This is a genomic window from Mycobacterium conspicuum, from assembly GCF_010730195.1.
Classification (GTDB): Bacteria; Actinomycetota; Actinomycetes; order Mycobacteriales; family Mycobacteriaceae; genus Mycobacterium; species Mycobacterium conspicuum.
The window spans coordinates 838,031-862,464 of sequence record NZ_AP022613.1 but is presented as its reverse complement, the minus strand read 5'-3'; the positions used below and the strand labels follow the sequence as shown (position 1 = coordinate 862,464).

At 68.6% G+C, this 24,434-nt stretch carries 23 protein-coding genes; 12 read left to right on the top strand and 11 right to left on the bottom strand.

Features of this window, described 5'->3' with window-relative positions:
• Positions 1-28: 28 nt before the first annotated feature.
• Complete coding sequence (locus G6N66_RS04100) at positions 29-508, top strand: gamma-glutamylcyclotransferase (RefSeq protein WP_085231522.1); 480 nt, start codon at positions 29-31, stop codon at positions 506-508.
• A 70-nt stretch (positions 509-578) separates the two neighbouring features.
• Here the strand turns inward: G6N66_RS04100 and G6N66_RS04095 are convergent, their stop codons facing one another.
• The 4 genes from G6N66_RS04095 to G6N66_RS04080 all read right to left on the bottom strand — a co-directional run bounded on the left by G6N66_RS04095 (position 579) and on the right by G6N66_RS04080 (position 4,619).
• Positions 579-1,460 carry a hypothetical protein gene (locus G6N66_RS04095; RefSeq protein WP_085231575.1) on the bottom strand — a complete coding sequence of 294 codons (882 nt, stop codon included), beginning with the start codon at positions 1,458-1,460 and terminating at the stop codon, positions 579-581.
• A gap of 106 nt (positions 1,461-1,566) precedes the next feature.
• Complete coding sequence (locus tag G6N66_RS04090) at positions 1,567-2,736, bottom strand: M20 family metallopeptidase (protein WP_085231523.1); 1,170 nt, start codon at positions 2,734-2,736, stop codon at positions 1,567-1,569.
• Positions 2,733-3,917 carry a M20 family metallopeptidase gene (locus G6N66_RS04085; protein WP_085231524.1) on the bottom strand — a complete coding sequence of 395 codons (1,185 nt, stop codon included), beginning with the start codon at positions 3,915-3,917 and terminating at the stop codon, positions 2,733-2,735. The genes G6N66_RS04090 and G6N66_RS04085 overlap by 4 nt, the downstream gene beginning before the upstream one ends.
• A gap of 45 nt (positions 3,918-3,962) precedes the next feature.
• Positions 3,963-4,619 carry a cutinase family protein gene (locus G6N66_RS04080; RefSeq protein WP_085231525.1) on the bottom strand — a complete coding sequence of 219 codons (657 nt, stop codon included), beginning with the start codon at positions 4,617-4,619 and terminating at the stop codon, positions 3,963-3,965.
• 39 nt (positions 4,620-4,658) lie between these two features.
• Between G6N66_RS04080 and G6N66_RS04075 the strand changes: the two genes are divergently transcribed.
• Together G6N66_RS04075 and G6N66_RS04070 are read left to right on the top strand one after the other, a co-directional pair.
• A complete protein-coding gene (locus G6N66_RS04075) occupies positions 4,659-5,465 on the top strand; it encodes a purine-nucleoside phosphorylase (protein WP_085231526.1) in 807 nt (268 codons plus the stop codon).
• Between the two features lie 13 nt (positions 5,466-5,478).
• Positions 5,479-7,065 carry a phospho-sugar mutase gene (locus G6N66_RS04070; protein WP_085231527.1) on the top strand — a complete coding sequence of 529 codons (1,587 nt, stop codon included), beginning with the start codon at positions 5,479-5,481 and terminating at the stop codon, positions 7,063-7,065.
• Here the strand turns inward: G6N66_RS04070 and upp are convergent.
• Positions 7,062-7,685 carry a uracil phosphoribosyltransferase gene (gene upp, locus G6N66_RS04065; protein WP_085231528.1) on the bottom strand — a complete coding sequence of 208 codons (624 nt, stop codon included), beginning with the start codon at positions 7,683-7,685 and terminating at the stop codon, positions 7,062-7,064. The genes G6N66_RS04070 and upp overlap by 4 nt on opposite strands.
• Before the next feature lie 102 nt (positions 7,686-7,787).
• Here upp and G6N66_RS04060 point away from each other — a divergent pair, with 102 nt between their 5' ends.
• From G6N66_RS04060 to G6N66_RS04050, 3 genes are all read left to right on the top strand, one after another.
• The gene (locus G6N66_RS04060) at positions 7,788-8,621 is read left to right on the top strand and encodes an alkaline phosphatase family protein (protein ID WP_232079458.1); all 834 of its coding nucleotides are present in this window, start codon (positions 7,788-7,790) and stop codon (positions 8,619-8,621) included.
• A gap of 62 nt (positions 8,622-8,683) precedes the next feature.
• Positions 8,684-9,976, top strand: coding sequence for a protein export chaperone SatS (satS, locus tag G6N66_RS04055; RefSeq protein ID WP_085231529.1), 1,293 nt, complete (start codon positions 8,684-8,686; stop codon positions 9,974-9,976).
• Positions 9,977-10,076: 100 nt separating this feature from the next.
• Positions 10,077-11,060: a VWA domain-containing protein gene (locus G6N66_RS04050; RefSeq protein WP_085231530.1), complete on the top strand. Its 984-nt coding sequence runs from the start codon at positions 10,077-10,079 to the stop codon at positions 11,058-11,060.
• An 11-nt stretch (positions 11,061-11,071) separates the two neighbouring features.
• Here G6N66_RS04050 and G6N66_RS04045 read toward each other — a convergent pair whose 3' ends face one another.
• Positions 11,072-12,562: a MauE/DoxX family redox-associated membrane protein gene (locus G6N66_RS04045; protein ID WP_332107688.1), complete on the bottom strand. Its 1,491-nt coding sequence runs from the start codon at positions 12,560-12,562 to the stop codon at positions 11,072-11,074.
• A gap of 30 nt (positions 12,563-12,592) precedes the next feature.
• Positions 12,593-13,600, bottom strand: coding sequence for a VWA domain-containing protein (locus G6N66_RS04040; protein WP_085231532.1), 1,008 nt, complete (start codon positions 13,598-13,600; stop codon positions 12,593-12,595).
• 49 nt (positions 13,601-13,649) lie between these two features.
• Between G6N66_RS04040 and G6N66_RS04035 the strand changes: the two genes are divergently transcribed.
• Positions 13,650-14,831, top strand: coding sequence for a cytochrome P450 (locus tag G6N66_RS04035; protein ID WP_085231533.1), 1,182 nt, complete (start codon positions 13,650-13,652; stop codon positions 14,829-14,831).
• A 136-nt stretch (positions 14,832-14,967) separates the two neighbouring features.
• Positions 14,968-15,360 carry a DUF732 domain-containing protein gene (locus G6N66_RS04030; protein ID WP_085231534.1) on the top strand — a complete coding sequence of 131 codons (393 nt, stop codon included), beginning with the start codon at positions 14,968-14,970 and terminating at the stop codon, positions 15,358-15,360.
• 3 nt (positions 15,361-15,363) lie between these two features.
• Here G6N66_RS04030 and G6N66_RS04025 read toward each other — a convergent pair whose 3' ends face one another.
• The 3 genes from G6N66_RS04025 to G6N66_RS04015 are packed head-to-tail and all read right to left on the bottom strand — an operon-like array spanning position 15,364 to position 18,142.
• Positions 15,364-16,458, bottom strand: coding sequence for an adenosine deaminase (locus G6N66_RS04025; RefSeq protein ID WP_085231535.1), 1,095 nt, complete (start codon positions 16,456-16,458; stop codon positions 15,364-15,366).
• The gene (locus G6N66_RS04020) at positions 16,458-17,741 is read right to left on the bottom strand and encodes a thymidine phosphorylase (protein ID WP_085231536.1); all 1,284 of its coding nucleotides are present in this window, start codon (positions 17,739-17,741) and stop codon (positions 16,458-16,460) included. The genes G6N66_RS04025 and G6N66_RS04020 overlap by 1 nt, the downstream gene beginning before the upstream one ends.
• Positions 17,738-18,142 (bottom strand): cytidine deaminase, encoded by a 405-nt coding sequence (locus G6N66_RS04015; RefSeq protein ID WP_085231537.1) that lies wholly within the window; start codon positions 18,140-18,142, stop codon positions 17,738-17,740. Before G6N66_RS04015 ends, G6N66_RS04020 begins: the two co-directional genes overlap by 4 nt.
• Positions 18,143-18,408: 266 nt before the next feature.
• On the opposite strand from G6N66_RS04015, the gene sdhC reads away from it, so the two are divergent.
• The 4 genes from sdhC to G6N66_RS03995 are packed head-to-tail and all read left to right on the top strand — an operon-like array spanning position 18,409 to position 21,770.
• Positions 18,409-18,747: a succinate dehydrogenase, cytochrome b556 subunit gene (gene sdhC, locus G6N66_RS04010; RefSeq protein ID WP_232079457.1), complete on the top strand. Its 339-nt coding sequence runs from the start codon at positions 18,409-18,411 to the stop codon at positions 18,745-18,747.
• The gene (locus G6N66_RS04005; RefSeq protein ID WP_085231539.1) at positions 18,744-19,214 is read left to right on the top strand and encodes a succinate dehydrogenase hydrophobic membrane anchor subunit; all 471 of its coding nucleotides are present in this window, start codon (positions 18,744-18,746) and stop codon (positions 19,212-19,214) included. Before sdhC ends, G6N66_RS04005 begins: the two co-directional genes overlap by 4 nt.
• A gap of 1 nt (position 19,215) precedes the next feature.
• The gene (gene sdhA / locus G6N66_RS04000; RefSeq protein ID WP_085231577.1) at positions 19,216-20,970 is read left to right on the top strand and encodes a succinate dehydrogenase flavoprotein subunit; all 1,755 of its coding nucleotides are present in this window, start codon (positions 19,216-19,218) and stop codon (positions 20,968-20,970) included.
• Positions 20,970-21,770: a succinate dehydrogenase iron-sulfur subunit gene (locus G6N66_RS03995; protein WP_085231540.1), complete on the top strand. Its 801-nt coding sequence runs from the start codon at positions 20,970-20,972 to the stop codon at positions 21,768-21,770. Before sdhA ends, G6N66_RS03995 begins: the two co-directional genes overlap by 1 nt.
• Before the next feature lie 19 nt (positions 21,771-21,789).
• On the opposite strand, the gene G6N66_RS03990 is transcribed toward G6N66_RS03995, so the two are convergent.
• The gene (locus tag G6N66_RS03990) at positions 21,790-24,351 is read right to left on the bottom strand and encodes a serine/threonine-protein kinase PknD (protein WP_085231541.1); all 2,562 of its coding nucleotides are present in this window, start codon (positions 24,349-24,351) and stop codon (positions 21,790-21,792) included.
• Positions 24,352-24,434 lie beyond the last annotated feature (83 nt).

Below are 24,434 nucleotides of genomic sequence, written 5' to 3'. Positions count from 1 at the left end.
ATGCGCAGGAGCCGTTTAAGCTTTCCCCGTGCCGCTCTACGCCGCCTATGGCTCGAACATGCATCCCGAGCAGATGCAGCAGCGGGCACCCCACTCGCCGATGGCGGGGACCGGCTGGTTGCCGGGGTGGCGGCTGACGTTCGGCGGCGAGGACTTCGGCTGGGAAGGGGCGTTGGCCACCGTCGTCGAGGATCCGGGATCGCGGGTGTTCGTCGTGCTGTACGACATGACGCCGGCCGACGAGATGAACCTCGACCGCTGGGAGGGCTCGGAGTTCGGCGTGCACAAGAAGATCCGCTGCCGCGTGGAACGGTTGTCGTCGGACACCACCACCGATCCCGTCCTGGCGTGGCTGTACGTGCTGGACGCCTGGGAGGGCGGGCTGCCGTCGGCGCGTTATCTCGGTGTTATGGCCGATGCGGCCGAGATCGCCGGCGCGCCAGCCGATTACGTCCACGACATCCGCACCCGCCCGGCCCGCAACATCGGCCCCGGTACCAGCGTCTAGCCTTCTTCCTTCCGCCGAGCGTGCTCATATGTACGCCGACACGCCGTCGCAGCCGGCATTTTGGGGACGCTCACGCCGCCCGCTGTAGGCGCCGCTCGATGCGTGCGACGAGTTGCGCGGGTTGGTACCTGACATCCTCGGCGATGATGGGCAGTACTACCCAACTGATGTCTTGCAAGGCGGCCGCACGTCTGCGGTCCCGACGAAATGCCTCGGGCCCGCTGTGCCAGTCGACACCGTCATACTCTGCCGCAACGCGAAATTCGGGCCAGGCGAAGTCGAGCCGCCACAGCCGGCCGGTCAGGTCGATGAGCTCGTACTGCAGCACCGGCCGCGGCAGGCCTCCGTCGATCATGACCAGGCGGGCTTCGCTTTCCATCGGCGACTCGGCCAGCGGTGACGCCAGGGGAAGCAGCTCGCGGACGTTGACGATGCCGCGACGACCGGACTGCAGTTCGATGGCCCGCGCCAACTCATCACGACTGCACGTCCCGCTGCGCAGCGCGGCATCGAGGGTAGCGAGCGCGCGCGGCCGCCGCAGGCTGCGGGCGACCTCGATCGCCGTCCATGGCGGCGCCGTGGCCGGCCGGCCCCGCACCACAGTCAGCGGTGCGCCGTCTCGACGATGCACCACCAGACCGCGAGCCGAGTGCAAGCGCCGACCGTCTGGGTTAAGCACATGCAGGGTCAAGGTGTCTTCGGTGTCGAACCCGTAAACCGCCGCGGCAGTGTGCATGCACGCAGCAACCTGCGTACCGGCCAGCAGGTCCAGCCCGCCTAGACGCAACGTCGTGGTCAGTCTGCCGCGGCCGTAAATACCGTGCCAAACTTTTTGCAGCACACCGCTTTTCACGTTCGCTTCCAGGCCGCGACGGGTGAGGAAGGTCAATGCTTGACGAGAGCTGACGACTCCGCCCTGTTCGGCAAGCAACCGCTCGAGGTCTGGATGCATGCGCGCAATCTTCGGCGGCTCATGCATGGCCCACAATTCACTCGACGAGTGTCCTCAAATTGCCGGCTTCGACGGCGTGTCGGCGTACATATGAGCGCGCTCGCGGTCAGAAAGCCGCCGCCTGCTCGATGATGTTGACCAGCACCCGCACGCCGACGGCCAGGGCGCGCTCGTCGAGGTCGAACGTCGGCTGGTGCAGGTCCAACTGCGGTCCCTCGCCGGACCACACGCCCAGGCGCGCCATCGCACCCGGGATCTCCTCTAAGTACCAGGAGAAATCCTCGCCGCCGCCGGACTGCCGGGTGTCGGCGAGCGCATCGGGGCCGACGGCTTCGATCGCGTGGGTGAGGATGTGCGTCGAGACCTCCTCGTTGACCACCGGCGGCACGCCGCGCCGGTATTGCAGCGTGTGCTCGATCTTCAGCGGCGCCAGCAGGCCCGCGACGACCTCGCGGATCATCGCCTCCAGGTCCACCCAGGTGTGCCGGCTGGCGGTGCGCACGGTGCCGGCCAGCACACCGGTTTGCGGAATGGCGTTGGGCGCCACACCCGCGTTCACCGCGCCCCACACCAACACCGTGTTGTTGCGTGGGTCGATGCGCCGCGACAGCACCCCGGGCAGCCCGGTGATCAGCGTGCCCAGTCCGTAGACCAGGTCGGCGGTCAGATGGGGACGCGACGTGTGCCCGCCCGGCGAATACAGCGTGATCTCGATCTGGTCGGCCGCCGAGGTGATCGGTCCCTGCCGCACCGCGACCTTGCCGACCTCGAGCCGCGGATCGCAATGCAGCGCGAAGATCCGCGACACCCCGGTGATCGCACCGGCCGCGATCGCATCGATGGCGCCGCCGGGCATCAGCTCCTCGGCGGCCTGAAAGATCAGCCGGACCCCGACGGGCAGTTCGGGCACCGACGCCAGGGCCAGCGCCGTTCCGAGCAGGATCGCGGTGTGCGCGTCATGGCCGCAGGCGTGCGCGACGTTGGGCATCGTCGATTCGTAGGGCGCGCCGGTCCGCTCGGCCATCGGCAGCGCGTCCATGTCGGCGCGCAACGCGATCCTCGGCTCGTGCTCGGGACCGAAATCGCACACCAGGCCGGTCCCGCCGGGCAGCACCTTCGGGTTGAGCCCGGCGTCGGCCAGCCGCTCGGCGACGAACTGCGTGGTGGCGTACTCCTGACGGCCCAACTCCGGGTAGCGATGGATGTGGCGCCGCCAGTCGACCAGGTCGTCGTAGTGTGCGGCCAGCCAGGATTCGGCGGAGTCGGTGAGGCTCATCCGCGCGCCCTGGTTTCCTGCGCCGCCAGCACCCGGTCGCGCTCGCCGGAGTCCTGCGCGAGCTGAACGACCGTGCGGGCCAGCATGATCGCGCCGTCGACCACGGCGCGGTCGGCGCTGGGACCCGCGGCCGCGGCGGCGAACGCGCGCTGGTGCACCGTGGCCCCGCCGGCGTCGACGCCGATCACCGGGTGAATCCCGGGCAACACCTGCGTCACGTTGCCCATGTCGGTGCTGCCCATCGGCAGCGCGGCCTCGACTTCGGGCGTCACCGGCTCGCGGCCGAGCCGGCGCATCTCGTCGCGGCAGGTTTCGGCGAGCCAGCGGTCGGGCTTGAGTTCGTCGTAGGCGGGCGCCGGGGTTTCGATCTCGTATTCGCAGCCCGCGGCCAGCGCGCCCGCGGCGAAGCAGGCGTACATCCGGCCTTCCAGCTCGCGCAGCGAATCCGATTCGAGCGCCCGCATCGCGTATTGCAGGGTCGCGCGCCCGGGGATGACGTTGACCGCCTGCCCGCCGTCGGTGACGATGCCGTGCATCAGCTGCCCGGGCGCCAGTTGCTGGCGCAGCAGTCCGATGGCGACCTGCGCGACGGTCACGGCGTCGGCGGCGTTGAGCCCCATAAAGGGCGCGACGGCGGCGTGTGATTCCTTGCCCAGGTAGCGCACGATCGCTTCGGACAGCGCCAGCGAGCGGGCCGCGGCGATGTCGGTCGGGCCGGGGTGCACCATCACCGCGACGGCGACGTCGTCGAACGTGCCGGCCTGCAGCATCAGCGCCTTGCCACCGCCGGCTTCCTCGGCGGGCGTCCCCAGCAGCGAAACCGTCAGCCCGAGATCGTCGGCGACCTCGGACAGCGCCAGCGCGGTGCCCACCGCCGACGCGGCGATGATGTTGTGGCCGCAGGCGTGCCCGATCTCGGGCAGCGCGTCATATTCGGCGCAGATCCCCACGACCAGCGGTCCGCTGCCGAAGTCGGCGCGAAACGCCGTGTCGAGGCCGCCGGCGCGCGCCGTGATCTCGAAACCCCGCTCGGCCACCAGCTGCTGCGCCTTGGCGCAGCTGCGGTGTTCGTCGAACGCCAGCTCCGGCTCGGCGTGGATGGCGTGGGACAGCTCCACCAAGTCACCGCCCCGACGCCGCACCACCTCTTCCACGACATCGAGTGGGCTGGCTACAGGCATGTTCGCAGTATCTCATCGAGGCGCAGCGACCGAGATTCAGTCGGGTCACGCCCGTCCCGCGATGAATCCGGCCGCCTCGCCGGGGTACGGCGGTGCTTCGTATTCGTGGTGGGCATCGCGGTCGCGACCGCCCACGACGCAGATCGGGTCACCCGGGCTGCACAGGTCGATGGCACGGCCGGCGAACTGGCCCGCCGAGGACAGGGGCGTGTTGAACCGGTTGCCGGGGTTCCCGAACACCGCGACGGCGGCGATCTTGTTCGCTAGACCGGGATCCAGCGCGGGGGCCGATCCGAAATTGCCGATGGTGTTCCCCAGCGGCGGCACCCCCGCGAGCATCGACACCGCGGCCGCGCCCTGCGAGAAGCCGCCGAGCACCAGCCGCGTCCGCGGGCACTGGTCGGCCATCTGCCCGATGTGGTCCCGCGCGTCGTTGGCGGCGTCGGCGGTGGTCAGAAAGTTGTAGCTGGCCGGGTAGTTCACCGCGTAGTTGTCGAGGCTGCGGCCGCCGAGCGCGGGCTGCAGCGCGCCGAACAGCGCGTCGCCGACGGCGCCCAAACCGGGCGGCTCGGCGGTGCCGCGCGCGAAGATCAGTTGGACGTCCGGACAGTCGGCTCGTGCCCGTGGCGCGGGACCGCAGATGATCGTGGCCACCGATACGGCAACAGCGAGAGCCGAGATCGGCCACCGAGCAAAACCCATGCGGCAGATCTTGACACATGCGGGGCTAAGCTGCCCCCCGTGGCCGAAACCCTGCCCGCCCCCGGCGAACTCGCGCGGCTGGCCGCAGCAGCGATCGCCGAGCGGACCGGGGTCGACCGGCACGACGCCGCGATCATCCTCGGGTCGGGATGGTCGCCGGCGGTCGCCGCGTTCGGCGCCCCGACGGCCGCCCTCCCCCAGGCCAACCTGCCGGGGTTCCGGCCGCCCACCGCGGTCGGGCACGCCGGCGAGCTGTTGTCGGTGCGCATCGGCAAGCATCGCGTCCTGGTTCTGGTCGGTCGCGTGCACGCCTACGAGGGGCATGACCTGACCCATGTGGTGCACCCGGTGCGGGCGGCCTGCGCGGCGGGGGCACGCGTGATCGTGCTCACCAACGCCGCCGGCGGGCTGCGCCCGGACCTGGCGGTCGGTCAGCCGGTCTTGATTAGCGATCACCTGAACCTGACGGGGCGTTCGCCGCTGATCGGCGCGCAGTTCGTCGACATGACCGACGCGTATGCGCCGCGATTGCGCAAGCTCGCCCGCGACCTGGACCCGACGCTGGCCGAGGGTGTCTACGCCGGGCTGTCGGGCCCGCAGTACGAGACGCCGGCGGAGATCCGGATGCTGCGGACGCTGGGCGCCGATCTGGTGGGCATGTCGACGGTGCACGAAACCATCGCGGCCCGGGCGGCCGGCGCCGAGGTGCTGGCCGTATCCCTGGTGACAAACCTGGCCGCGGGCATCACCGGTGCGCCGCTGAGCCACGCCGATGTGCTGGCCGTCGGGGCCGCATCGGCGGCGCGGATCGGCACCCTGCTGGCCTCCGTGGTAGCAGGGTTGTAGCGGGATCGCCCGTGTGACACCCGAGGAGTGGATCGCGCACGATCCCGACCCGCAGACGGCCGCCGAGCTCGCCGCGTGCGATGCGGGAGAACTCACGGCGCGGTTCGCCCGGCCACTGGTGTTCGGCACGGCGGGATTGCGCGGGCCGGTGCGCGGCGGACCGGACGCGATGAACGTCGCGGTGGTGCTGCGGGCGACCTGGGCGGTGGCGCGGGTGCTCGGAGACCGGGTGGGGTCGCTGGTGGTCGTCGGGCGCGATGCCCGGCACGGCTCGGCGGCCTTTGCCACCGCGGCGGCTGAAGTTCTTGCCGCCGAAGGCTTTTCGGTTCTTCTGCTGCCCGGTCCGGTGCCCACGCCGGTGGTGGCCTTCGCGGTTCGTCACACGGGTGCGGCCGCCGGGATACAGATCACCGCCTCGCACAATCCGCGCGGCGACAACGGGTACAAGGTGTACGTCGACGGCGGGCTGCAGATCATCTCCCCCACCGACCGCGAGATCGAAAGCGCAATGGCCGCTGCGCCTTTCGCCGACGAAATCGCTTGCCAGCCCGTTCACCCCGCCGAAGCCACCCTCATCCAGGACTACATCGAGCGCGCAGCCGGGGTGCGACGATCGGACCGGCCGGTGCGCTCGTTGAGGATAGCGCTGACACCGCTGCACGGCGTGGGTGGCGCCGTGGCCGTCGAGGCGTTGCATCGCGCCGGCTTCGAACAGGTCCACACTGTCGGGGCGCAGTTCGCGCCGGACCCCGACTTTCCCACCGTCGCGTTTCCCAACCCGGAAGAACCGGGAGCCACCGACGCGCTGCTGACGCTGGCCGCGGACACCCGCGCCGACGTCGCGATCGCGCTGGATCCCGACGCCGACCGATGCGCGGTCGGGATACCGACGGTGTCGGGTTGGCGGATGCTGTCCGGCGACGAAACCGGTTGGCTGCTCGGCGATTACATCTTGGCGCATGAGAAATCCGAGAACCCCGTCGTGGCCAGCACCGTGGTGTCCTCGCGCATGCTGGCGGCGATCGCCGCACACCACGGCGCCACCCACGTCGAGACGCTCACCGGCTTCAAATGGCTGGCGCGTGCCGATGCAGACCAGCCCGGCACGCTGGTGTACGCCTACGAGGAAGCGATCGGACACTGCGTCGATCCCGCCGCCGTGCGCGACAAGGACGGCATCAGCGCGGCGGTGCTGGTGTGCGACCTGGTGGCGGCGCTCAAGGAGCAGGGCCGTTCGGTGCCCGAGGCGCTCGACGAACTCGCCCGCCGGCACGGCGTGCACGACGTCGCCGCCCTGTCGCGTCGGCTCGCCGACCCGCAGGAGGCCGAGGATGTGATGCGGCGGCTTCGCGCGGCCCCGCCCGAACGCCTGGCGGGCTTCGACGTCGAGACCACCGATATCACCGACGCGTTGATCTTCACCGGCGGCGACGACGACACGTCGGTCAGGGCGGTGGTGCGGCCGTCGGGCACTGAGCCAAAGCTGAAGTGCTACACCGAGGTTCGGTGCGCGGTGACCGGCGAGCTGGGCCGCACCCGGGATCGTGCGGCGGCGCTGCGCGACGAGCTGGTCGCCGAGATGCGGCGCCGGTTGAACTAGCGCGGCCCGAACTGCCGGTCGCCGGCGTCGCCGAGGCCCGGGACGATGTAGAAAATCTCGTTCAGGCCGTCGTCGACGGCGGCGGTGAAAACCCGCACGTTCGGTGCTGTCTTCTCAAGCGCCGCAAGGCCTTCCGGCGCGGCCACCACACAGAGCACGGTGATGTCCGTCGCGCCGCGGCGCAGCAACAGCTCAATGGTGTACGTGATCGACCCGCCGGTGGCCACCATCGGGTCGAGAACCATCACGGGCAGATCGCTCAGATCGTCGGGCAGCGACTCCAGATACGGCACCGGTCGCGCGGTGTCCTCGTCGCGGGCCACGCCGACGAATCCGACGCGGGACTCCGGAATCACGGCATGCGCCTCGTAGACCATGCCCAGGCCGGCGCGCAGCACCGGAACCAGCAAGGGTGGTTTGGCCAGCCGCGATCCGACCGTCTCGGCCATCGGCGTACGGATTGGGACCGGCGCACGCGGGGCGTCCCGGGTGGCCTCGTAGACCAGCATCGACGTCAGTTCCCGCAGCGCGGCCCGGAAGACCGCATTGTCGGTGCGCTCGTCGCGCAGCACAGTGAGCCGCGCGGCGACCAGCGGGTGGTCGATGACGCTCACGTCCATGGGCTTTGACCCTATATAACAATCGGGGCTCGCTGCGCTGACACGCGTGCGCCCGTCCCGCCGGTCGCCGAAATCCGTTCATATACTCCCCCGGTGCGAGGCCTGCGGATCTTCGGAGCGGCGTTGTTGGCGCTGGTTGCGCTGGCCTGCCCCGTGCCCCCTCGGGTGCTGGCCGCGGGGGTGCTGCCGACCCCGTCGCACGTGGTGATCGTGGTCGAGGAGAACCGCGGCAACATCATCGGCAACAAGTCCGCGCCCTTCATCAACGCGCTGGCCGCCGGCGGCGCACTGATGACGCAGTCGTTCGCCGAGGCGCACCCCAGCGAGCCGAACTACCTCGCGCTGTTCGCGGGCGACACCTTCGGCCTGACCAAGGACTCCTGCCCGGTGAACGCCGGCGCCGCACCCAACCTGGCCTCCGAATTGCTTTCTGCCGGTTACACATTCGTTGGCTATGCCGAAGACCTGCCGGCCGTCGGATCGCCGGTGTGCAGCGCGGGCAAGTACGCCCGCAAGCACGTGCCGTGGGCGAACTTCACCAATGTGCCGCCGGCGAACTCGGTGCCGTTCTCGGCGTTTCCGATGGGCAACTACGCCAACCTGCCGACGGTGTCGTTCGTCATTCCCAACAACGACAACAACATGCACGACGGCTCGGTCGCCGCGGGCGACGCCTGGCTGAACCGCCAGCTCGTCGGCTACGCCAACTGGGCCCGCGCCAACAACAGCCTGCTGATCCTGACGTGGGACGAGGACGACGACGGACCCCGCAATCAGATCCCCACGGTGATCTACGGCGCCCACGTGCAGCCGGGCAGCTACAGCGAACCGATCACCCACTACAACGTGCTGTCCACGCTCGAGCAGATGTACGGGCTACCCAAGACGGGCAAGGCGGCGACCGCCTCCCCAATCGCCAGCATTTGGAGCGCGTAACCGCTACCGGACCGGGCGGACCGCATCGTCGCCGGGGCCAAGCCGTCGCTATTGTGTGCCGCATGGCCGACCTCGTACCCATCCGCCTGAGCCTGTCCGCTGGTGACCGCTACACCGTGTGGGCGCCTCGGTGGCGCGACGCCGGGGACGAATGGGAGGCGTTCCTGGGCAAGGATGAGGACCTGTACGGCTTCGAGACCGTCGCTGACCTGGTGGCATTCGTCCGTGTCGATTCCGATAACGATCTCGTCGACCACCCGGCATGGGCCGACCTGACCACCGCCCACGCGCACACCTTCGAACCGGCGAAGGACAAGGAGTTCGACCTCGTCGCCGTTGAGGAGCTGGTGGCCGAGAAGCCGACCGAGGAGTCGGTGAACGCGCTGGCGGGCACGCTGGCGATCGTGGCTTCCATCGGATCGGTATGCGAGCTGTCGGCGGTGTCGAAGTTCTTCAACGGCAATCCGGACCTGGGCACGGTGTCCGGCGGCGTCGACCACTTCACCGGCAAGGCCGGCCAGAAGCGCTGGAATGCGATCGCCGCGATCATCGGGCGAGGCTGGGACGACGTGCTCAGCGCGATCGACGAGATCATCAGCACGCCCGACGTCGACGCCGACGCCGCCGCCAAGGCCGCCGACGAGCTGGCCGAGGAGCGCGAAGAACCCGAAGAGCCCGAAGAGCCCGAAGAGACGGACGCCGCCGAAGCCACGGAGGAGCCCGAGGACACGGCGGACCAAGACGACGAAGACGACCAAGAAGAAGACGACGCCCGCGCCGAGGGCGACACCGTCGTCCTGGGCAGCGAAGAGGACTTCTGGCTGCAGGTGGGCATCGACCCGATCCGGATCATGACCGACTCCGGCACCTTCTACACGCTGCGCTGCTACCTGGACGACGATCCGATCTTTTTGGGCCGCAACGGCCGGATCAGCGTGTTCAGCTCCGAGCGGGCGCTGGCGCGCTACCTCGCCGACGAACACGACCACGACCTGTCGGACCTGAGCACCTACGACGACATCCGCACCGCCGCCACCGACGGCTCACTGACCGTCGACATCACCGACGACAACATCTACGTGCTCAGCGGGCTGGCCGACGATTTCGCCGACGGGCCCGACGCCGTGGATAAGGACCAGCTCGAGCTGGCCGTCGAGCTGCTGCGCGACATCGGCGACTACTCCGAGGAAAGCACCGTGGACAAGACGCTGGAACCGAGTCGGCCGCTGGGCAAGCTGGTGGCCTGCGTGCTGGAGCCCGACTCGGTGAGCAGGCCGTCGCCGCCGTACGCCGCAGCGGTACGCGAGTGGGAGCAGCTGGAACGGTTCGTGGAGTCGCGGCTGCGGCGCGAGTAGGCGCGCGACCGGCCGCGTTTGACGGACCAACGAGACTGCTCTTTACTGGCGGCAGCGTCCGCCGGTCGTAGTCAACGCTGTCAACGGGAAGGTGTGCCGAGTGTCGCTTCCCGGAATCGGCCCACTGCCGCTGTACGGGTTTCAACGCCCGGGCATGCTGCTGTTCGCCGTGGTGCCGCTGGCGCTGCTCGGCGTGTACGTCGCCGTCCAGGCCCGCCGCCGGCGCCGCCTGCACCGGTTCACCGAGGCCCCGGTCCCGCAGTCGCCGTGGCGGCATCTCCCGATCGCCGTGTCGCTGCTCGCCCTGTTACTGCTCACCGTGGCGCTGGCCACCCCCACCCATGACATGCGCATCCCGCGCAACCGCGCCGTCATCATGCTGGTGATCGACATGTCCAATTCCATGCGGTCCACCGACGTCGCCCCCACCCGGCTCAAGGCCGCCGAGGACGCCGCCACCCAATTCGCCAAGCAGCTGACGCCCGGCATCAACCTCGGCCTGGTCGGGTTCGCCGGCACGCCCTACCTGCTGGTCCCCCCGACCCCGCAACACCAGGCGACCACCGAGGCGTTAAAGAACCTGCAATTCGGCGACGGCACCGCGACCGGCGAGGCCATCTTCACCGCCCTGCACGCGATCGAAGCCACCGCCGTGGCCGGTGGCGACACGCCGCCGCCGGCGCGCATCGTGCTGCTGTCCGACGGCGGGGAGAACCGGCCCACCGACCCCAACGATCCGCACGACGGTGTCTTCACGGCGTCGCGCTTGGCCAAGGATCACGGGGTGCCCATCTCGACGATCGCCTTCGGCACCAAGAACGGCGACATCGTCATGAACGGGCAACGCGTCGCCGTCCCGGTGTCGACGGATCAGATGAAGAACGTCGCCAAGCTGTCCGGCGGAAAGTCCTACTCCGCCACCAACATTGACGAACTGAACAAGAGCTACAACGCCATCGAGAACGAGATCGGGTACCGCATCGTGCCGGGCCCCGGGAGCGCGGGATGGCTGCGCCTCGGCGTCATCGCCGCGATCGTCGCCGCGGGGTTGTCGCTGTTGATCAATCGACGGCTGCCGACTTAGCCGCTCTTCCCCTATTTCGCGGGGCAGGGCGGGGGAAAGGTGACCGGCTTGCCCACCCGATCCATCGCCGTTCGGAGCTGCCGCATGCCGGCCTGATACATCTCCGGGCTGGCGGCCGACCAGATCGTCGAGGTGCAGGTGGCGGTGTCGCAGCCGCCGCCGAACGTGATCGACGGGCCGGTTTTCACCGTCACGCACTGGCACTTGGCGCGGGCCGGGTTGCGGGGATCGATCTCGCATTCCACGTCGAGGCAGTTCGCCCAGGGCGCCGCGGACGGGCAGCTGAGCACCGCGAAGTTGGTGTTGATGTTGACCGTCGAGAAGGCCGACCGGATCTTGCTGCCGGATTGCGCCCGTTCGGTGCAGTTTTTCGATCCGATCGAGTTGCCGTTGACGACGACGCAATCGCACACCGAAATGGTGGGATCGGTGGGCGAGGGCACGCACGGCGCGGTGGTGCACAGCGCGAAGGTCTGCTCGCACATCCAAACGTCCTCGACCTGAAGGGCTTTGGCGTTGCTCGGGTGATCTGCTGCGCACGCCGCGGCGACGGGAAGAACGCCGGCCGAGGCCAAGCCGGCCGACGCACGACGCAGCAGGCCGCGCCGGGTGAACGTGCTCTGCGTAGAAAGCCGCACCGCGCGGTCGACGAGTTCGCGGATGGGTCCGGCCCCGCTCGCCGCGTCCAGCCTGCGGCCGGCGTCGATGAGGACCGCGCTGGGCGTAGCGGTGATGTGATAGGCGGCGAACGCGGCCCGACGCTCGTCGACGAGCTCCAGCGGCACCGCGTCGCTCGCCGCACCGGCATTGATCACCGCGACGGTGATGCGCCCGGGCAGGTCGCGCTGCCAGCCGAGGACCTCGGGCAGCAGGGCATCGCAAGCGCCGCATCCCGGTTGGCTGAAGACCAGAACCAGCGGTCGGCGGTCCTCTTGCAGCCGGTCCAGGGTCCAGATGTGCCCCGCCCGGTCGGGCAATGCCAGGTCGGCCGCCGGGGCGCCCGGGCGTGCGGTCCAGCGCGCGTACAACGCCGGCCCCAGCCACAGCGCCAGCATGGCGATCGCGATAGCGGCCAGCGGCCCGCCGAAGTGACCATGCAGCGCGACGAACACGGCCAGCGCCGCGAAGAACGCGTTCCTGGCCAGCGTTGACCAGCCCGCCGGTCCCGATGACAGCCGGCCGAAGCAGTGGCATTCGAGCGCCCGGCCGCGGGCCAGGCTCGCCAGCACCACCGCGCTGAACCCGGTGAGCATGACCAACGCCACCGTGGCGGCGACGGCCGAGTACCCGGTCGCCCGTCCCGCGAGCCACACTCCCGCGAGCAGTGCCAGTGCGACTGCGAACTCGGCGCAGGCCAGCCCCCAACCCACGACCGCCGCGGTCCGGCGCGGAACCCCGACGGCTGCGATTGCCCGCCGCGCCCCGTCACGATCCGCCAGCTTCGAAGCGGCGGCGACAGCGAACATTGCTCCCAGAAGTGCCTGTGCTAGCAGAACTTTCACGAACCTCCGCCTTCGAGTGGTGAGTGAGCGCTAGGCCGGCAGCCTGCGGTTGAGGACCAGGCCGGCCAGCACGGCGCCGGCCAGGACGACCGCGCCGAGCAGCATCCAGGCCGCGCTGGCGTCGCCGCGCACGGTTTCGTAGCCGATCTGCTTCTGCAGCGTCGTGTAGACCTCTTTGAGCGATTCCAGGCTGTCGGCGTGGAAGGACTGGCCGTCGGTGATCTCGCAGATCTTCTGCAGGGTTTGATCGTCGACCGGAACCGGAATGGTGGCGCCGTTGTAGACGACGGTGCCGTACGGCGTCCCAAAGGAAATCGTGGAGATCTGCACGCCCTCGGACTTGGCGGCCCGGGCCGCGGTGAACGCGCCCTGCGGCGCGTTGGGGTCCAGCGGGACGTTCTCGGCGCCGTCGGATTCCAGCACGATGCGGGCCGGCGGCGGGCCTTCGCCGCCGCCCATCACCGCGCCGACGGTGGCGATGGCCTGCAGCGCGGTGAAGAGGCCTTCACCCGTCGCGGTCTTCGGCAGCGGCTGCAGGCCGTCGATCGCCGACTTCACCGCGCCCCGGTTGGTCGTCGGCGGCACCAGCAGCGTGGCGTTGGCGGCGAATTGCACCAATCCGAGGTTGATCGCCGGCGTGAGCTGGTCGGCGAACTGCTTCCCGGCCTCCTTCGCTGCGGCCAGCCGGCTGGGCGGCACGTCGTTGGCCGCCATCGACTCCGAGACGTCGATGACCAGCACCACGACGGCGCGGTTGAGCGGAATCCGGATATCCGACGTCGGCCCGGCCATCGCCGTGGTCAGCAGCACCAGCGAGGTGACCAGCAGGATCGTCGGCACATGCCGCCACCGGCCCGGGCCGGCCGGCGCGACCCGCGCCAGCACCTCCATGTTGGCGAACCGCAGCACCCGCCGCCGGCGGGCAAACTGCAGCGCGACGTAGGCGCCCGTGACCAGCAGCACGATCAGCAGGAACAAGAAGAACCAGGCGTTCTGGAAGCCCGTCAGCGACACGGGCCCCAGCAGGGGCAACTTCACCTCACCAACCTATGGCCGCGCGGCCCGGCGTCAAGCTTCAATAGTCGACATGTTGCGCGGTGGTACTGCGACCGGGGCGCCGACGTTGTCGCTCGATCTCTACGGCAGGGAAGCGCTGGCCAACCCCGTTGAAACCTACCGCCGCATCCGCGACGCCGGCGCCGCCGTGTGGCTGCCCAAAAACCGGCTCTGGGTCATGGGCCGCTATTGCGATGTCCGCCAGGCCCTTGGCGACGATCAGAACTTCGTCAGCGGCCGCGGTGTCGCCGCCAATCCGTTGACCAATGCGCTGACGGCCGGTACCACCCTGGCCAGTGACGGCGAAGCTCACATCAAGCGGCGCCAGCAACTGTGGCATTCGCTTTCGGCCAAGGCGCTGTGTGCCGTCGATCCGCTGCTGCACGCCGAGGCGGCCACGCTCATCGACAAGCTATGCGCGCGCGACGATTTCGACGGCGTTTCCGAATTCGCCGCGCACCTTCCCATCCGGGTTGTGGCCGATCTGGTCGGCGTCGACATCGACCACATCCGGATGCGCAAATACGGCCGCGCCGGGTTCGACACGTTGGGCCCGGCCAACCTGCGCGCCCTGGCGGCGATGCCGGACGGGTTGCGCTTCTGGTATTACGCGCGGTCCATTCGTCCGGGGAACGCGAAGCCCGGCGGCTGGGCGGCAGCCCTGCTCAAGGCGGGCCGGGAGGGCACGGTGAGCCAGGCGGAGGCCAAGGCCATGGTGCTCGACTTCATCGGCCCGAGCCTGGACACCACGATCCTGGGAGCGGCCCAACTGCTGTGGAGCCTGGGCAGCAACCCCCACGCCTGGGAAGAACTCCGCAGCAATCCCGCCCTGGTGCCGGCCGCCACGGTGGAGGCGATTCGGCTCTGCTCGCCGGTGCGCGGATTCACGCGAGTGGTCAAGCAGGACACCGCAATCGACGGCACCACCCTGCGCCGCGGTCAGCGGGTGGCGTTGCTTTACGCGTCGGCCAACATGGACGAAACCCAATTCGACCGACCCGAGGTCTTCTCGCTGCACCGAAAAGGCACCCACCTCGGTTGGGGTTTCGGCGCCCACAGTTGCATCGGCATGCACCTGTCCAAAATGGAAATGCACGCGCTGCTGCACGCGATGATCCCCGAAGTCGCCCGCATCGAGGTCGCCGACCCAGTCCCGTTGCTGAACAACACGCTGCAGGGGTTCGCATCGCTGCGCGCGAAATTCCGCCGCTAGCCCCTCCTTGCGCTAAGCCAGATGTTTTCCAAAATTGCCCGGCGATTTCACCTGACTACGTCTACTGTTTTCGGCGGGCCGGAGAATAGCTGGCCTAGGAATTGACCACATCGTTTCTCGCTAAGGGGCTCTCGGTATGGCAAATGGTGTCGGCATCATCTGGGCGGCGATCGCGCCGCGGAGGGTTGCGACGGTTGGTGCTGCCGTCCTGGCGGTCGCAGCTTCCACGGCCGTCCCCGGCGCGAATGCCGCTCCGCCGCCGGGATGCGTCCCCGTGCCGGGACAGCCCACCCGGGGTTGCGCGATCCGTGCGTTCGTGGCCGACATCAATGCGGCCGGTCTCAGGGACTCCCGGGGTAACACGGTGGCCGTGGATCAGGCCCTGGATATGTGCGGCCTGATGGACGGCGGCCTCACCCCCCAGGAGATGGCGAACAACTTCTTGGCCGACAATCCGGGGCTGGGGCCCGACAGGGCCACGCAGGTCGTCACGATCGCCATCAACGATCTGTGCCCCTGGCACCACTGATAATCAGCCGATCAACACGGCGTAGCGCGGCTTGATCACGTCGTCGATGAGCGCCAACCGTTGGTCGAACGGAATGAACGCCGACTTCATCGCGTTGATGGTGAACCGCTCCAGGTCACTCCAGCCGTAGCCGAACGCCTCGACCAGACGATGCATCTCCACGCTCATCGTGGTGTCGCTCATCAACCGGTTGTCGGTGTTGACGGTCACCCGGAAGCGAGCCCGGGCCAACAGGTCGAACGGATGCTCGGCGATGCTTCTCACCGCGCCGGTCTGCACGTTCGAGCTGGGACACAGCTCCAGCGGAATTCGCTTGTCCCGCAAGATCGATGCCTGCTGACCCAGCCTGATGATCTTGCCCTTGGGGCCGTCGACGACGTCGATGTCGTCGACGATCCGCACCCCATGGCCCAACCGGTCGGCACCGCAGAACGCGATCGCTTCATGAATGGACGGCAGCCCGAATGCCTCCCCCGCATGAATTGTGAAGCGCGCGTTGTGGTCTCGCATGTACTCGAAGGCGTCCAGGTGCCGGGTGGGTGGGTTGCCGGCCTCGGCGCCGGCGATGTCGAACCCGACCACGCCCTTGTCTCTGAATCGGATTGCCAGCTCGGCGATTTCGCGAGACACCGCGGCGTGCCGCATCGCCGTCACCAACAGGCGCACCGTGATGGGACGGCCCGCCGCGGCGCAGGCCTGCTCACCGGCGGCGAAACCCAACAGCACGGAATCGACGATCTCGTCGAAGGACATCCCCCGGTCGATGTGTAGTTCGGGGGCGAACCGCACCTCGGCGTACACCACCGAGTCGGCGGCCAGGTCTTCGACGCATTCGTAGGCGACGCGGTACAGCGACTCGGGCGTCTGCATCACCGCCACGGTGTGCGAGAACGGCTCCAGGTAACGCTCCAGCGAGCCGCTGTGCGACTGGGTGCGAAACCAGGTTGCCAGCTCGTCGGCGTCGGTAGCGGGCAGCCCGTCGTAGCCGAGCTGGTCGGCGATGTCCAGCACGGTGGCCGGCCGCAGCCCGCCGTCGAGGTGATCGTGCAGCAGTGCCTTGGGCGCCTGCTTGATCTGCTCCAGCGACAGCGACGTCATCAGCTGATCCGATCGATGATGAGTGGTCTGGTCCCCGGCGCGCTGTCGCCGGTATCGCCGATGCTCCACCCGCCGTCCAGTTCGGCCAACGCGGCCTCGAAGCGCTCCGGGGTGTCGGTGTACAGGGTGAATACCGGTTCGCCGGCGACGACGGGTTCCCCGGCGCGCCGGTGGATCCGCACACCCGCGCCCGCTTGGACCCGCTCGCCCGGGCGGGACCGGCCCGCGCCGAGCCGCCACGCTGCCAGGCCCACGGCCATCGCGTCGATATCGGCCATCGTCCCGTTACGGTAGGCGATCACGTTCTCCGAGCATGCACCGCGTGGCAACGGCGCCGACGGGTCGCCGCCCTGCGCGCGGACCAGGCGGCGGAATCGGTCCATCGCGGTGCCGTCGCGCAGCGTCTGGGCGGGATCACGGGCCTGCGCGCCGGCCAGCTCGAGCATCGCCTCGGCCAGCCGCAAGGTCAGTTCCACCACGTCCGGCGGCCCGCCCCCGGCCAGCACGTCGATCGCCTCGGCGACTTCCAGCGCATTGCCGACGGCGGCGCCCAGCGGGCCGTTCATGTCGGTCAGGAACGCCTGGGTGGGCACCCCGTGCGCGGCGCCCAGCTCCACCATGGTCTGCGCGAGTTCACGACTGGCCGCCTCGGACTTGAGCAGGGCGCCGGCGCCGACCTTGACGTCGAGCACCAGCGCATCGATGCCCTCCGCCAGCTTCTTGCTCATCACCGAGCTGGCGATCAGCGGCAGCGATTCGACCGTCGCGGTGATATCGCGCAGCGCGTACAACCTCTTGTCGGCGGGCGCCAGCTGCCCCGCGGCGAAGATCGCCGCACCGACGTCGCTCAATTGCTCGCGCACCCGCTGCGGGGACAACTCGGCGCTGAAGCCCGCGATGGCTTCCAGCTTGTCCAGCGTCCCGCCGGTATGGCCCAGCCCCCGGCCGGACGCCTTGGGCACCACCGCGCCGCACGCCGCGACGACGGGTATCAACGCCACCGTGGTCTTGTCCCCCACCCCGCCGGTGGAATGCTTGTCCACGGTGACGAACGGGAAGTCCATCCGCTCCCCCGACGTCAGCATCGCCGTTGTCCACCTGGCGATCTCACCGCCGTCCATGCCGCGCCAAAAGATCGCCATCAACAGCGCCGCCATCTGTTCCTCGGCGATCCGGCCGTCGGTGTAGGCGTCGATGACCCAGTCGATGGCGGCGTCCGATAGCCGGCCGCCGTCCCGCTTGGTCCGGATCACCGTCGGCGCGTCGAACCCCAAGTCGGTCAAGAAGGTTCCCGAGCTAGATCCTCAGGACCGAAGGCGTCGGGCAACAGGTCGTCCAACGGGCGCGCCCCGCTCGGATGGTCGATCAGCAGCTCGGGCCCGCCGTGCTCCAACAGCACCTGACGGCACCGCCCACACGGCATCAGCGCGGCCCCGTCCGGGCCGACGCAGGCCAGCGCCACCAGCCGGCCGCCGCCGGTCGCATGCAGCGCGCACACCACGCCGCACTCGGCGCAGAGACCAAGGCCATATGAGACATTCTCCACATTGCAGCCGGTGACCACCCGGCCGTCGTCGACCAGGGCCGCCGCCCCCACCCGGAACCCCGAATACTTCGCGTATGCACCAGCCGAAGCCTGTATCGCCTTGTCCCGCAGCATCTTCCAATCAATGTCACGCGACATATCGATCACGCCCCGACCCGTTCATCAGGCATCCCGCAACCATAACTCGGCGACAACCCACCGGTTGCCGATCTTTTTCGCTGGTATCGCGTGCATCCGAACAGCATCGTGTCACGTTAAGCTCGATTGCCCGGCTTTAGTTGATAAGGCGGTCCGGGGCGGTCTTAGGCGGTGATAACTCGGTGAGCAATCAGGCCCCAACCGTGGATCCGGCATCAGCACGCAAGCGGCGACCACCGCGCACCCTGTACCGCGGAGACCCCGGCATGTGGTCGTGGGTGTTGCACCGCATCAGCGGTGCGACGATCTTCTTCTTCCTGTTCGTCCACGTCCTGGACGCCGCGATGCTGCGGGTGAGCCCGCAAACGTACGACGCGGTGGTGGGCGACTACAAGACGCCGCTCGTCGGCGTGATGGAGTACGGCCTGATCGCCGCCGTGCTCTTCCACGGGCTGAACGGGATCCGGATCATCCTGATCGACTTCTGGTCGCAGGGCCCGCGCCACCAGCGGCTGATGTTCCTGATCGTCGGCATCGTCTTCCTGTTGCTGATGGTTCCCGCCGGCGTGGTCACCGGCATTCATATCTGGGAGCACGTGCGATGAGCAGCCCCGACCTGCAACTCGGACGGGGCCAGACCGCGCCGGTGCGGCAACGCTTCCACGACCGCCCGGCCAGCCTGGACAATCCCCGCTCGCCGCGCCGGCGTGCCGGCATTCCCAACTTCGAGAAGTTCGCCTGGCTGTTCATGCGCTTTTCCGGGGTGGCGCTGCTTGTCCTGGCGGTCGGACACCTGTTCATCATGCTGATGTGGGACGACGGCGTGTACCGCATCGACTTCAACTATGTGGCGCAGCGCTGGGCGTCGCCGTTCTGGCAATTCTGGGATTTGGCGCTGTTGTGGCTGGCCCAATTCCACGGCGGCAACGGCCTGCGCACCATCATCGACGACTACAGCCGCAAGGACAGCACCCGGTTCTGGCTCAACAGCCTGCTGCTGTTGTCGATGGGGTTCACGCTGGTGCTGGGCACCTATGTGCTGCTGACGTTCGACCCGAATGTCGGAGGCTGACGTGATTCAGCAACACCGGTACGACGTGGTGATCGTCGGCGCGGGCGGCGCCGGGATGCGGGCCGCGGTGGAGGCGGGCCCGCGCGTCCGTACCGCGGTGCTGACCAAGCTGTACCCGACCCGCAGCCACACCGGCGCCGCGCAGGGCGGCATGTGCGCCGCGCTGGCCAACGTCGAAGACGACAACTGGGAATGGCACACCTTCGACACCGTCAAGGGCGGCGACTACCTCGCCGACCAGGACGCGGTGGAGATCATGTGCAAGGAAGCCATCGACGCCGTGCTCGACCTGGAAAAGATGGGGATGCCGTTCAACCGCACCCCCGAGGGCCGCATCGACCAGCGCCGCTTCGGCGGGCACACCCGCGACCACGGCAAGGCGCCGGTGCGCCGGGCCTGCTACGCGGCCGACCGCACCGGCCACATGATTCTGCAGACGCTGTACCAGAACTGCGTGCGCCACGATGTGCAGTTCTTCAACGAGTTCTACGCGCTGGACCTGGTTTTGACGCAGACCCCGACGGGGCCGGTCGCCACCGGCGTGGTCGCCTACGAGCTGGCCACCGGCGAGATCCACGTCTTCCACGCCAAGGCCGTGGTGATCGCGACCGGCGGTTCGGGCCGGATGTACAAGACGACCTCCAACGCGCACACGCTGACGGGAGACGGCATCGGCATCGTGTTCCGTAAGGGACTTCCGTTGGAGGACATGGAGTTTCACCAATTCCATCCGACCGGCCTGGCGGGGCTGGGCATCCTGATCTCCGAGGCCGTGCGCGGCGAGGGGGGCCGGCTGCTCAACGGGGAGGGCGAGCGGTTCATGGAGCGCTACGCGCCGACGATCGTCGACCTGGCGCCACGCGACATCGTCGCCCGCTCAATGGTTTTGGAGGTCCTGGAGGGCCGCGGCGCCGGCCCACACAAGGACTACGTCTACATCGATGTGCGCCACCTCGGCGAGGACGTGCTGGAGGCCAAGCTGCCCGACATCACCGAGTTCGCCCGCACCTACCTCGGCGTGGACCCGGTGCACGAGCTCGTTCCCGTGTACCCCACCTGCCACTACGTGATGGGCGGCATCCCGACCACCGTCACCGGACAGGTGTTGCGGGACAACACCTCCACCGTCCCGGGCCTGTATGCCGCGGGCGAGTGCGCGTGCGTGTCGGTGCACGGCGCCAACCGGCTGGGCACCAACTCGCTGCTGGACATCAACGTCTTCGGCCGCCGGGCCGGCATCGCGGCCGCCGGGTATGCGCGCGGCCACGACTTCGTCGACATGCCGCCGCAGCCGGAGGCGATGGTCGTCGGCTGGGTCGCCGACATCCTGTCCGAGCACGGCACCGAGCGCGTCGCCGATATCCGTGGCGCCCTGCAGCAGTCGATGGACAACAACGCCGCGGTGTTCCGCACCGAGGAGACGTTAAAGCAGGCGCTCACCGACATCCATGCCTTGAAGGAGCGATACGCCCGAATTACGGTGCACGACAAGGGAAAACGGTACAACAGCGACCTGTTGGAGGCGATCGAGCTGGGTTTTCTGCTGGAGCTGGCCGAAGTCACGGTGGTCGGCGCGTTGAACCGCAAGGAATCCCGCGGCGGGCATGCGCGCGAGGACTACCCGAACCGCGACGACGTCAACTACATGCGTCATACCATGGCCTACAAACAGGGCACCGATCTGCTCAGCGACATCGCGCTGGACTTCAAGCCCGTCGTGCAGACTCGCTACGAACCCAAGGAACGGAAGTACTGATGAGCGCCGAGTCCGCCGAGCCAGAGGTCGAAACGTTGGAACCGCCGCTGCCACCGGTCCCGGAGGGCGCGGTGATGGTGACGGTGAAGATCGCCCGGTTTAACCCCGACCAACCCGACGCGTACGCGGAAACCGGTGGCTGGCAAAGCTTTCGGGTGCCGTGTCTGCCCAGTGACCGGCTGCTCAACCTGCTGATCTACATCAAGGGCTACCTCGACGGCACGCTGACGTTCCGGCGGTCCTGCGCCCACGGGGTATGCGGGTCGGACGCCATGCGGATCAACGGCGTCAACCGGTTGGCGTGCAAGGTCCTGATGCGGGACCTGCTTCCCGACAAGCCCGGCAAGCCACTCACCATCGCGGTAGAACCCATCCGCGGGTTGCCGGTGGAGAAGGACCTCGTGGTCGACATGGAGCCGTTCTTCGACGCCTACCGCGCGATCAAGCCGTACCTGATCACCACCGGCAATCCGCCTACGCGCGAACGGATTCAGAGCCCGACCGACCGCGCCCGCTACGACGACACCACCAAATGCATCCTGTGCGCGTGCTGCACCACCAGCTGCCCGGTGTTCTGGCACGAGGGCCAATACTACGGCCCGGCGGCGATCGTCAACGCGCACCGCTTCATCTTCGACAGCCGCGACGAGGCCGCCGCCGAGCGCCTCGACATCCTCAACGAGGTCGACGGGGTGTGGCGTTGCCGAACCACCTTCAACTGCACCGAATCCTGCCCGCGCGGCATCGAGGTCACCAAGGCGATCCAAGAGGTCAAGCGCGCGCTGCTGTTCTCGCGCTGACCTTGCGCGAGCAGACGGCCTAGCTCGGCGGCAGCTTCAGCACGCGGTTGTTGCCCGTGTCGACGACGTAGACATTCCCTGCGGGGTCAACGCTGATGCCCTGGGGATGATTAAGTCCGTTGAACGGCAGTACTTTCGATGTGTGGGAGGCCTTCATAAACGCCATGACGCGGTTGTCGCCGCTGTCGGTTACGTACACGTTTCCGCCGGTGTCGACGGCGACGTCCTCCGGATGCCCGACCACAAAGGGCAACACGGTCGGAACTCTGCCCGCCCAAGGCAGTTTCAGCACCCGCTCGTTGTCCCGATCGATGACGAAGAGGGCGCCGTCGCGAGCCGCCGTCACCGCCGAGGGCCCCGCCAGGCCGACGAACGGCAGCTCCGTCTGCGTGGTGGAATTCCCGAGCAGCTGCACCACCCGGTTGCGCGCGGAGTCGGTGACGACGACGGCGCGTTCGCTGCTGGGCTGGTGCCAATCGAGCGCCACACCCGTGGGTTCGCCGAGGTCGGTGAACGGCAGCACGATCGGGTTGGTCGTCCCGGCCGTCAGCTGTATCACCCGGTGACGAGCGGGCTCGGTGACCTCTAAGTCACCGGCATCGTCGACCGCAATATCGGCGGGCTGCTCCAGGCCGGCCAGCGGTATCACGACCTGGTTGGTCGAGCCCGCGGCCAGTTCCAACACCCGGTTATTGCCGGTGTCGGTGACGTAGACGTCTCCCTTCGCATCCACCGCGACCTCTTGGGGGTTGTCCAGACCGGCAAACGCCAGCACGACCTGATCCGGCGGCGGGGCCGAATGAAACGGGAACCGATGGGTGATTCGCAAGAACGCGGTTACGGCGATTACCGCAACCGCTAGCACCGCGGCGGCGGTCAGAATTCCGCGGCGACGAGTACGCGCCGACGACATCGCGGGTGCGGTGTCCGCCTCCCACGTCGCGGCGTCGCGGATTACGGTTGGCGCGGCCTGAACGGAGCCGTCGGAACAATCGGTGAGGGCGGCGCGGGCAGCGACGGCCAGTTCACGGGCCGACTGGAAGCGGTCCTGCGGTTCCTTGGCCATGCCTCGCGCGATCACCGCGTCGAACCCGACGGGAATCGCGGGGTTGAAGCTGCTGGGCTTCGGCGGCTCGGACCCGCGATGGGCGGCGGCCAACCCCTCCACACCGCCACCGCTGAACGGCAACCGTCCGGTCAGGCACTCGTAGAGCACACAGGCCAGCGAGTACACATCGGCACGGGCGTCGACGTTCTTGCCGGAGCCGAAGCGCTCCGGGGCCATGTACGCCGGGCTTCCCGGGGCGACGTTCGTCATCGTGAGGCGACCGGCATCGGCCTCATGCACCAGCCCGAAATCGATCAGATACACAAAGTCTTCGCCGACCATCAGCAAGTTCGACGGCTTCACGTCGCGGTGCACCAGGCCGGACTTGTGGGCCGCATCCAGCGCCCCGGCCACCTGTTCGACCACCCGCACGGCCCTCTGCGGGCTCATCGCCCCGTCGCGCTTGAGCACCTTGTTCAGATCGACGCCGTCGACGATCGGCATCACGAAATACAGGCGCCCGTCGATCTCACCCGTCTCGTAGATCGGGATGATGTTCGGGTTGGCCAGCCGGCCCGCGCCGTAGGCCTCGCGGCGAAAGCGCTCCTGAAAGCCCGGCTCGGCGGCCAGTTCCGGCTGCAGCAGCTTGACGGCCACGTCCCGGTCCAGCGCGGTGTCGTGGGCCCGATACACCGCGCCCATGCTGCCCTGGCCGAGCTTCTCGAACAGCCGATAGCGACCGAACTCCACCTCGGTTGCCGGCGCCTCCCCGCGCGCGGGGACGGGGAGGGCGGTCAGGGCGTTGTGCGCGGCCGCGGACAACTCGCGGGCCGTTTGATAGCGGTCGTCGGGGTTTTCGGCCATGCCGCGGGCGATCACCTCGTCGAAACCCACCGGAATGGACGGGTCGATATCGGTGGGTTTGGGCGGCCCGTCGTCGCCGGTGACCGCGGGCCGGCCCGTCAGGCACTCGTAGAGCACGGCGGTCAGGGCGTAGATGTCGGTGCGGGCATCGGCGTCGTCGGTGCCAGTCGGTGCCACGCCGAAATCGATCACGTACACGAATGCGCCGCCCACCAACAGGTTCGACGCCTTCACATCGCCGTGCACCAGCCCGGCCACGTGGGCGGCTTCCAGTCCGGAGGCGGCCTGCACGATGACCCGCGCCGCCACCGACGGGTGCATGGGCCCGTCGCGGTCCAGCAGATCCTTCACGGTGATGCCGTCGACGACGGCGGGCATCACCAGATAGAGCCGCCCGTCGATGTCGCCGGCGTCGTAGATCGGGATGATGTTCGGATCGTTGAGCCGGGCCGCAATGGACACTTCCCGCCGGAACCGCTCCTGGTAGCCGGGCTCGGCAACCAACTCGGGCAGCAGGACCTTGACGGCCACGTCGCGGCTCATCATCGTGTCGTGGGCCTGGTACACCGTGCCGGTGCTGCCCGACCGCAGCACCTTGAGCAACCGATAGCGCCCGAAGGTCTCGCCCTCTGAGCCCTCCACCCCGACCGAGCCTCCCACTCCGTCCACCGCAAGCCTCCTTCGAGCAAACGAAGTGGTGCCCGGATGCTATCAATCCGACCGGCGCGGGCCGGCCGGTTTGCGTCGGCGAA

What these genes read in the sequence shown, in the direction of transcription:
- G6N66_RS04095 (WP_085231575.1), bottom strand. Translation starts at nt 1,460, where the DNA reads ATGCATCCAGACCTCGAGCGGTTGCTTGCCGAACAGGGCGGAGTCGTC.
- G6N66_RS04090 (WP_085231523.1), bottom strand. Translation starts at nt 2,736, where the DNA reads ATGAGCCTCACCGACTCCGCCGAATCCTGGCTGGCCGCACACTACGAC.
- G6N66_RS04085 (WP_085231524.1), bottom strand. Translation starts at nt 3,917, where the DNA reads ATGCCTGTAGCCAGCCCACTCGATGTCGTGGAAGAGGTGGTGCGGCGT.
- G6N66_RS04080 (WP_085231525.1), bottom strand. Translation starts at nt 4,619, where the DNA reads ATGGGTTTTGCTCGGTGGCCGATCTCGGCTCTCGCTGTTGCCGTATCG.
- upp (WP_085231528.1), bottom strand. Translation starts at nt 7,685, where the DNA reads ATGGACGTGAGCGTCATCGACCACCCGCTGGTCGCCGCGCGGCTCACT.
- satS (WP_085231529.1), top strand. Translation starts at nt 8,684, where the DNA reads ATGGCCGACCTCGTACCCATCCGCCTGAGCCTGTCCGCTGGTGACCGC.
- G6N66_RS04035 (WP_085231533.1), top strand. Translation starts at nt 13,650, where the DNA reads ATGTTGCGCGGTGGTACTGCGACCGGGGCGCCGACGTTGTCGCTCGAT.
- G6N66_RS04030 (WP_085231534.1), top strand. Translation starts at nt 14,968, where the DNA reads ATGGCAAATGGTGTCGGCATCATCTGGGCGGCGATCGCGCCGCGGAGG.
- G6N66_RS04025 (WP_085231535.1), bottom strand. Translation starts at nt 16,458, where the DNA reads ATGACGTCGCTGTCGCTGGAGCAGATCAAGCAGGCGCCCAAGGCACTG.
- G6N66_RS04015 (WP_085231537.1), bottom strand. Translation starts at nt 18,142, where the DNA reads ATGTCGCGTGACATTGATTGGAAGATGCTGCGGGACAAGGCGATACAG.
- sdhC (WP_232079457.1), top strand. Translation starts at nt 18,409, where the DNA reads ATGTGGTCGTGGGTGTTGCACCGCATCAGCGGTGCGACGATCTTCTTC.
- G6N66_RS04005 (WP_085231539.1), top strand. Translation starts at nt 18,744, where the DNA reads ATGAGCAGCCCCGACCTGCAACTCGGACGGGGCCAGACCGCGCCGGTG.
- G6N66_RS03995 (WP_085231540.1), top strand. Translation starts at nt 20,970, where the DNA reads ATGAGCGCCGAGTCCGCCGAGCCAGAGGTCGAAACGTTGGAACCGCCG.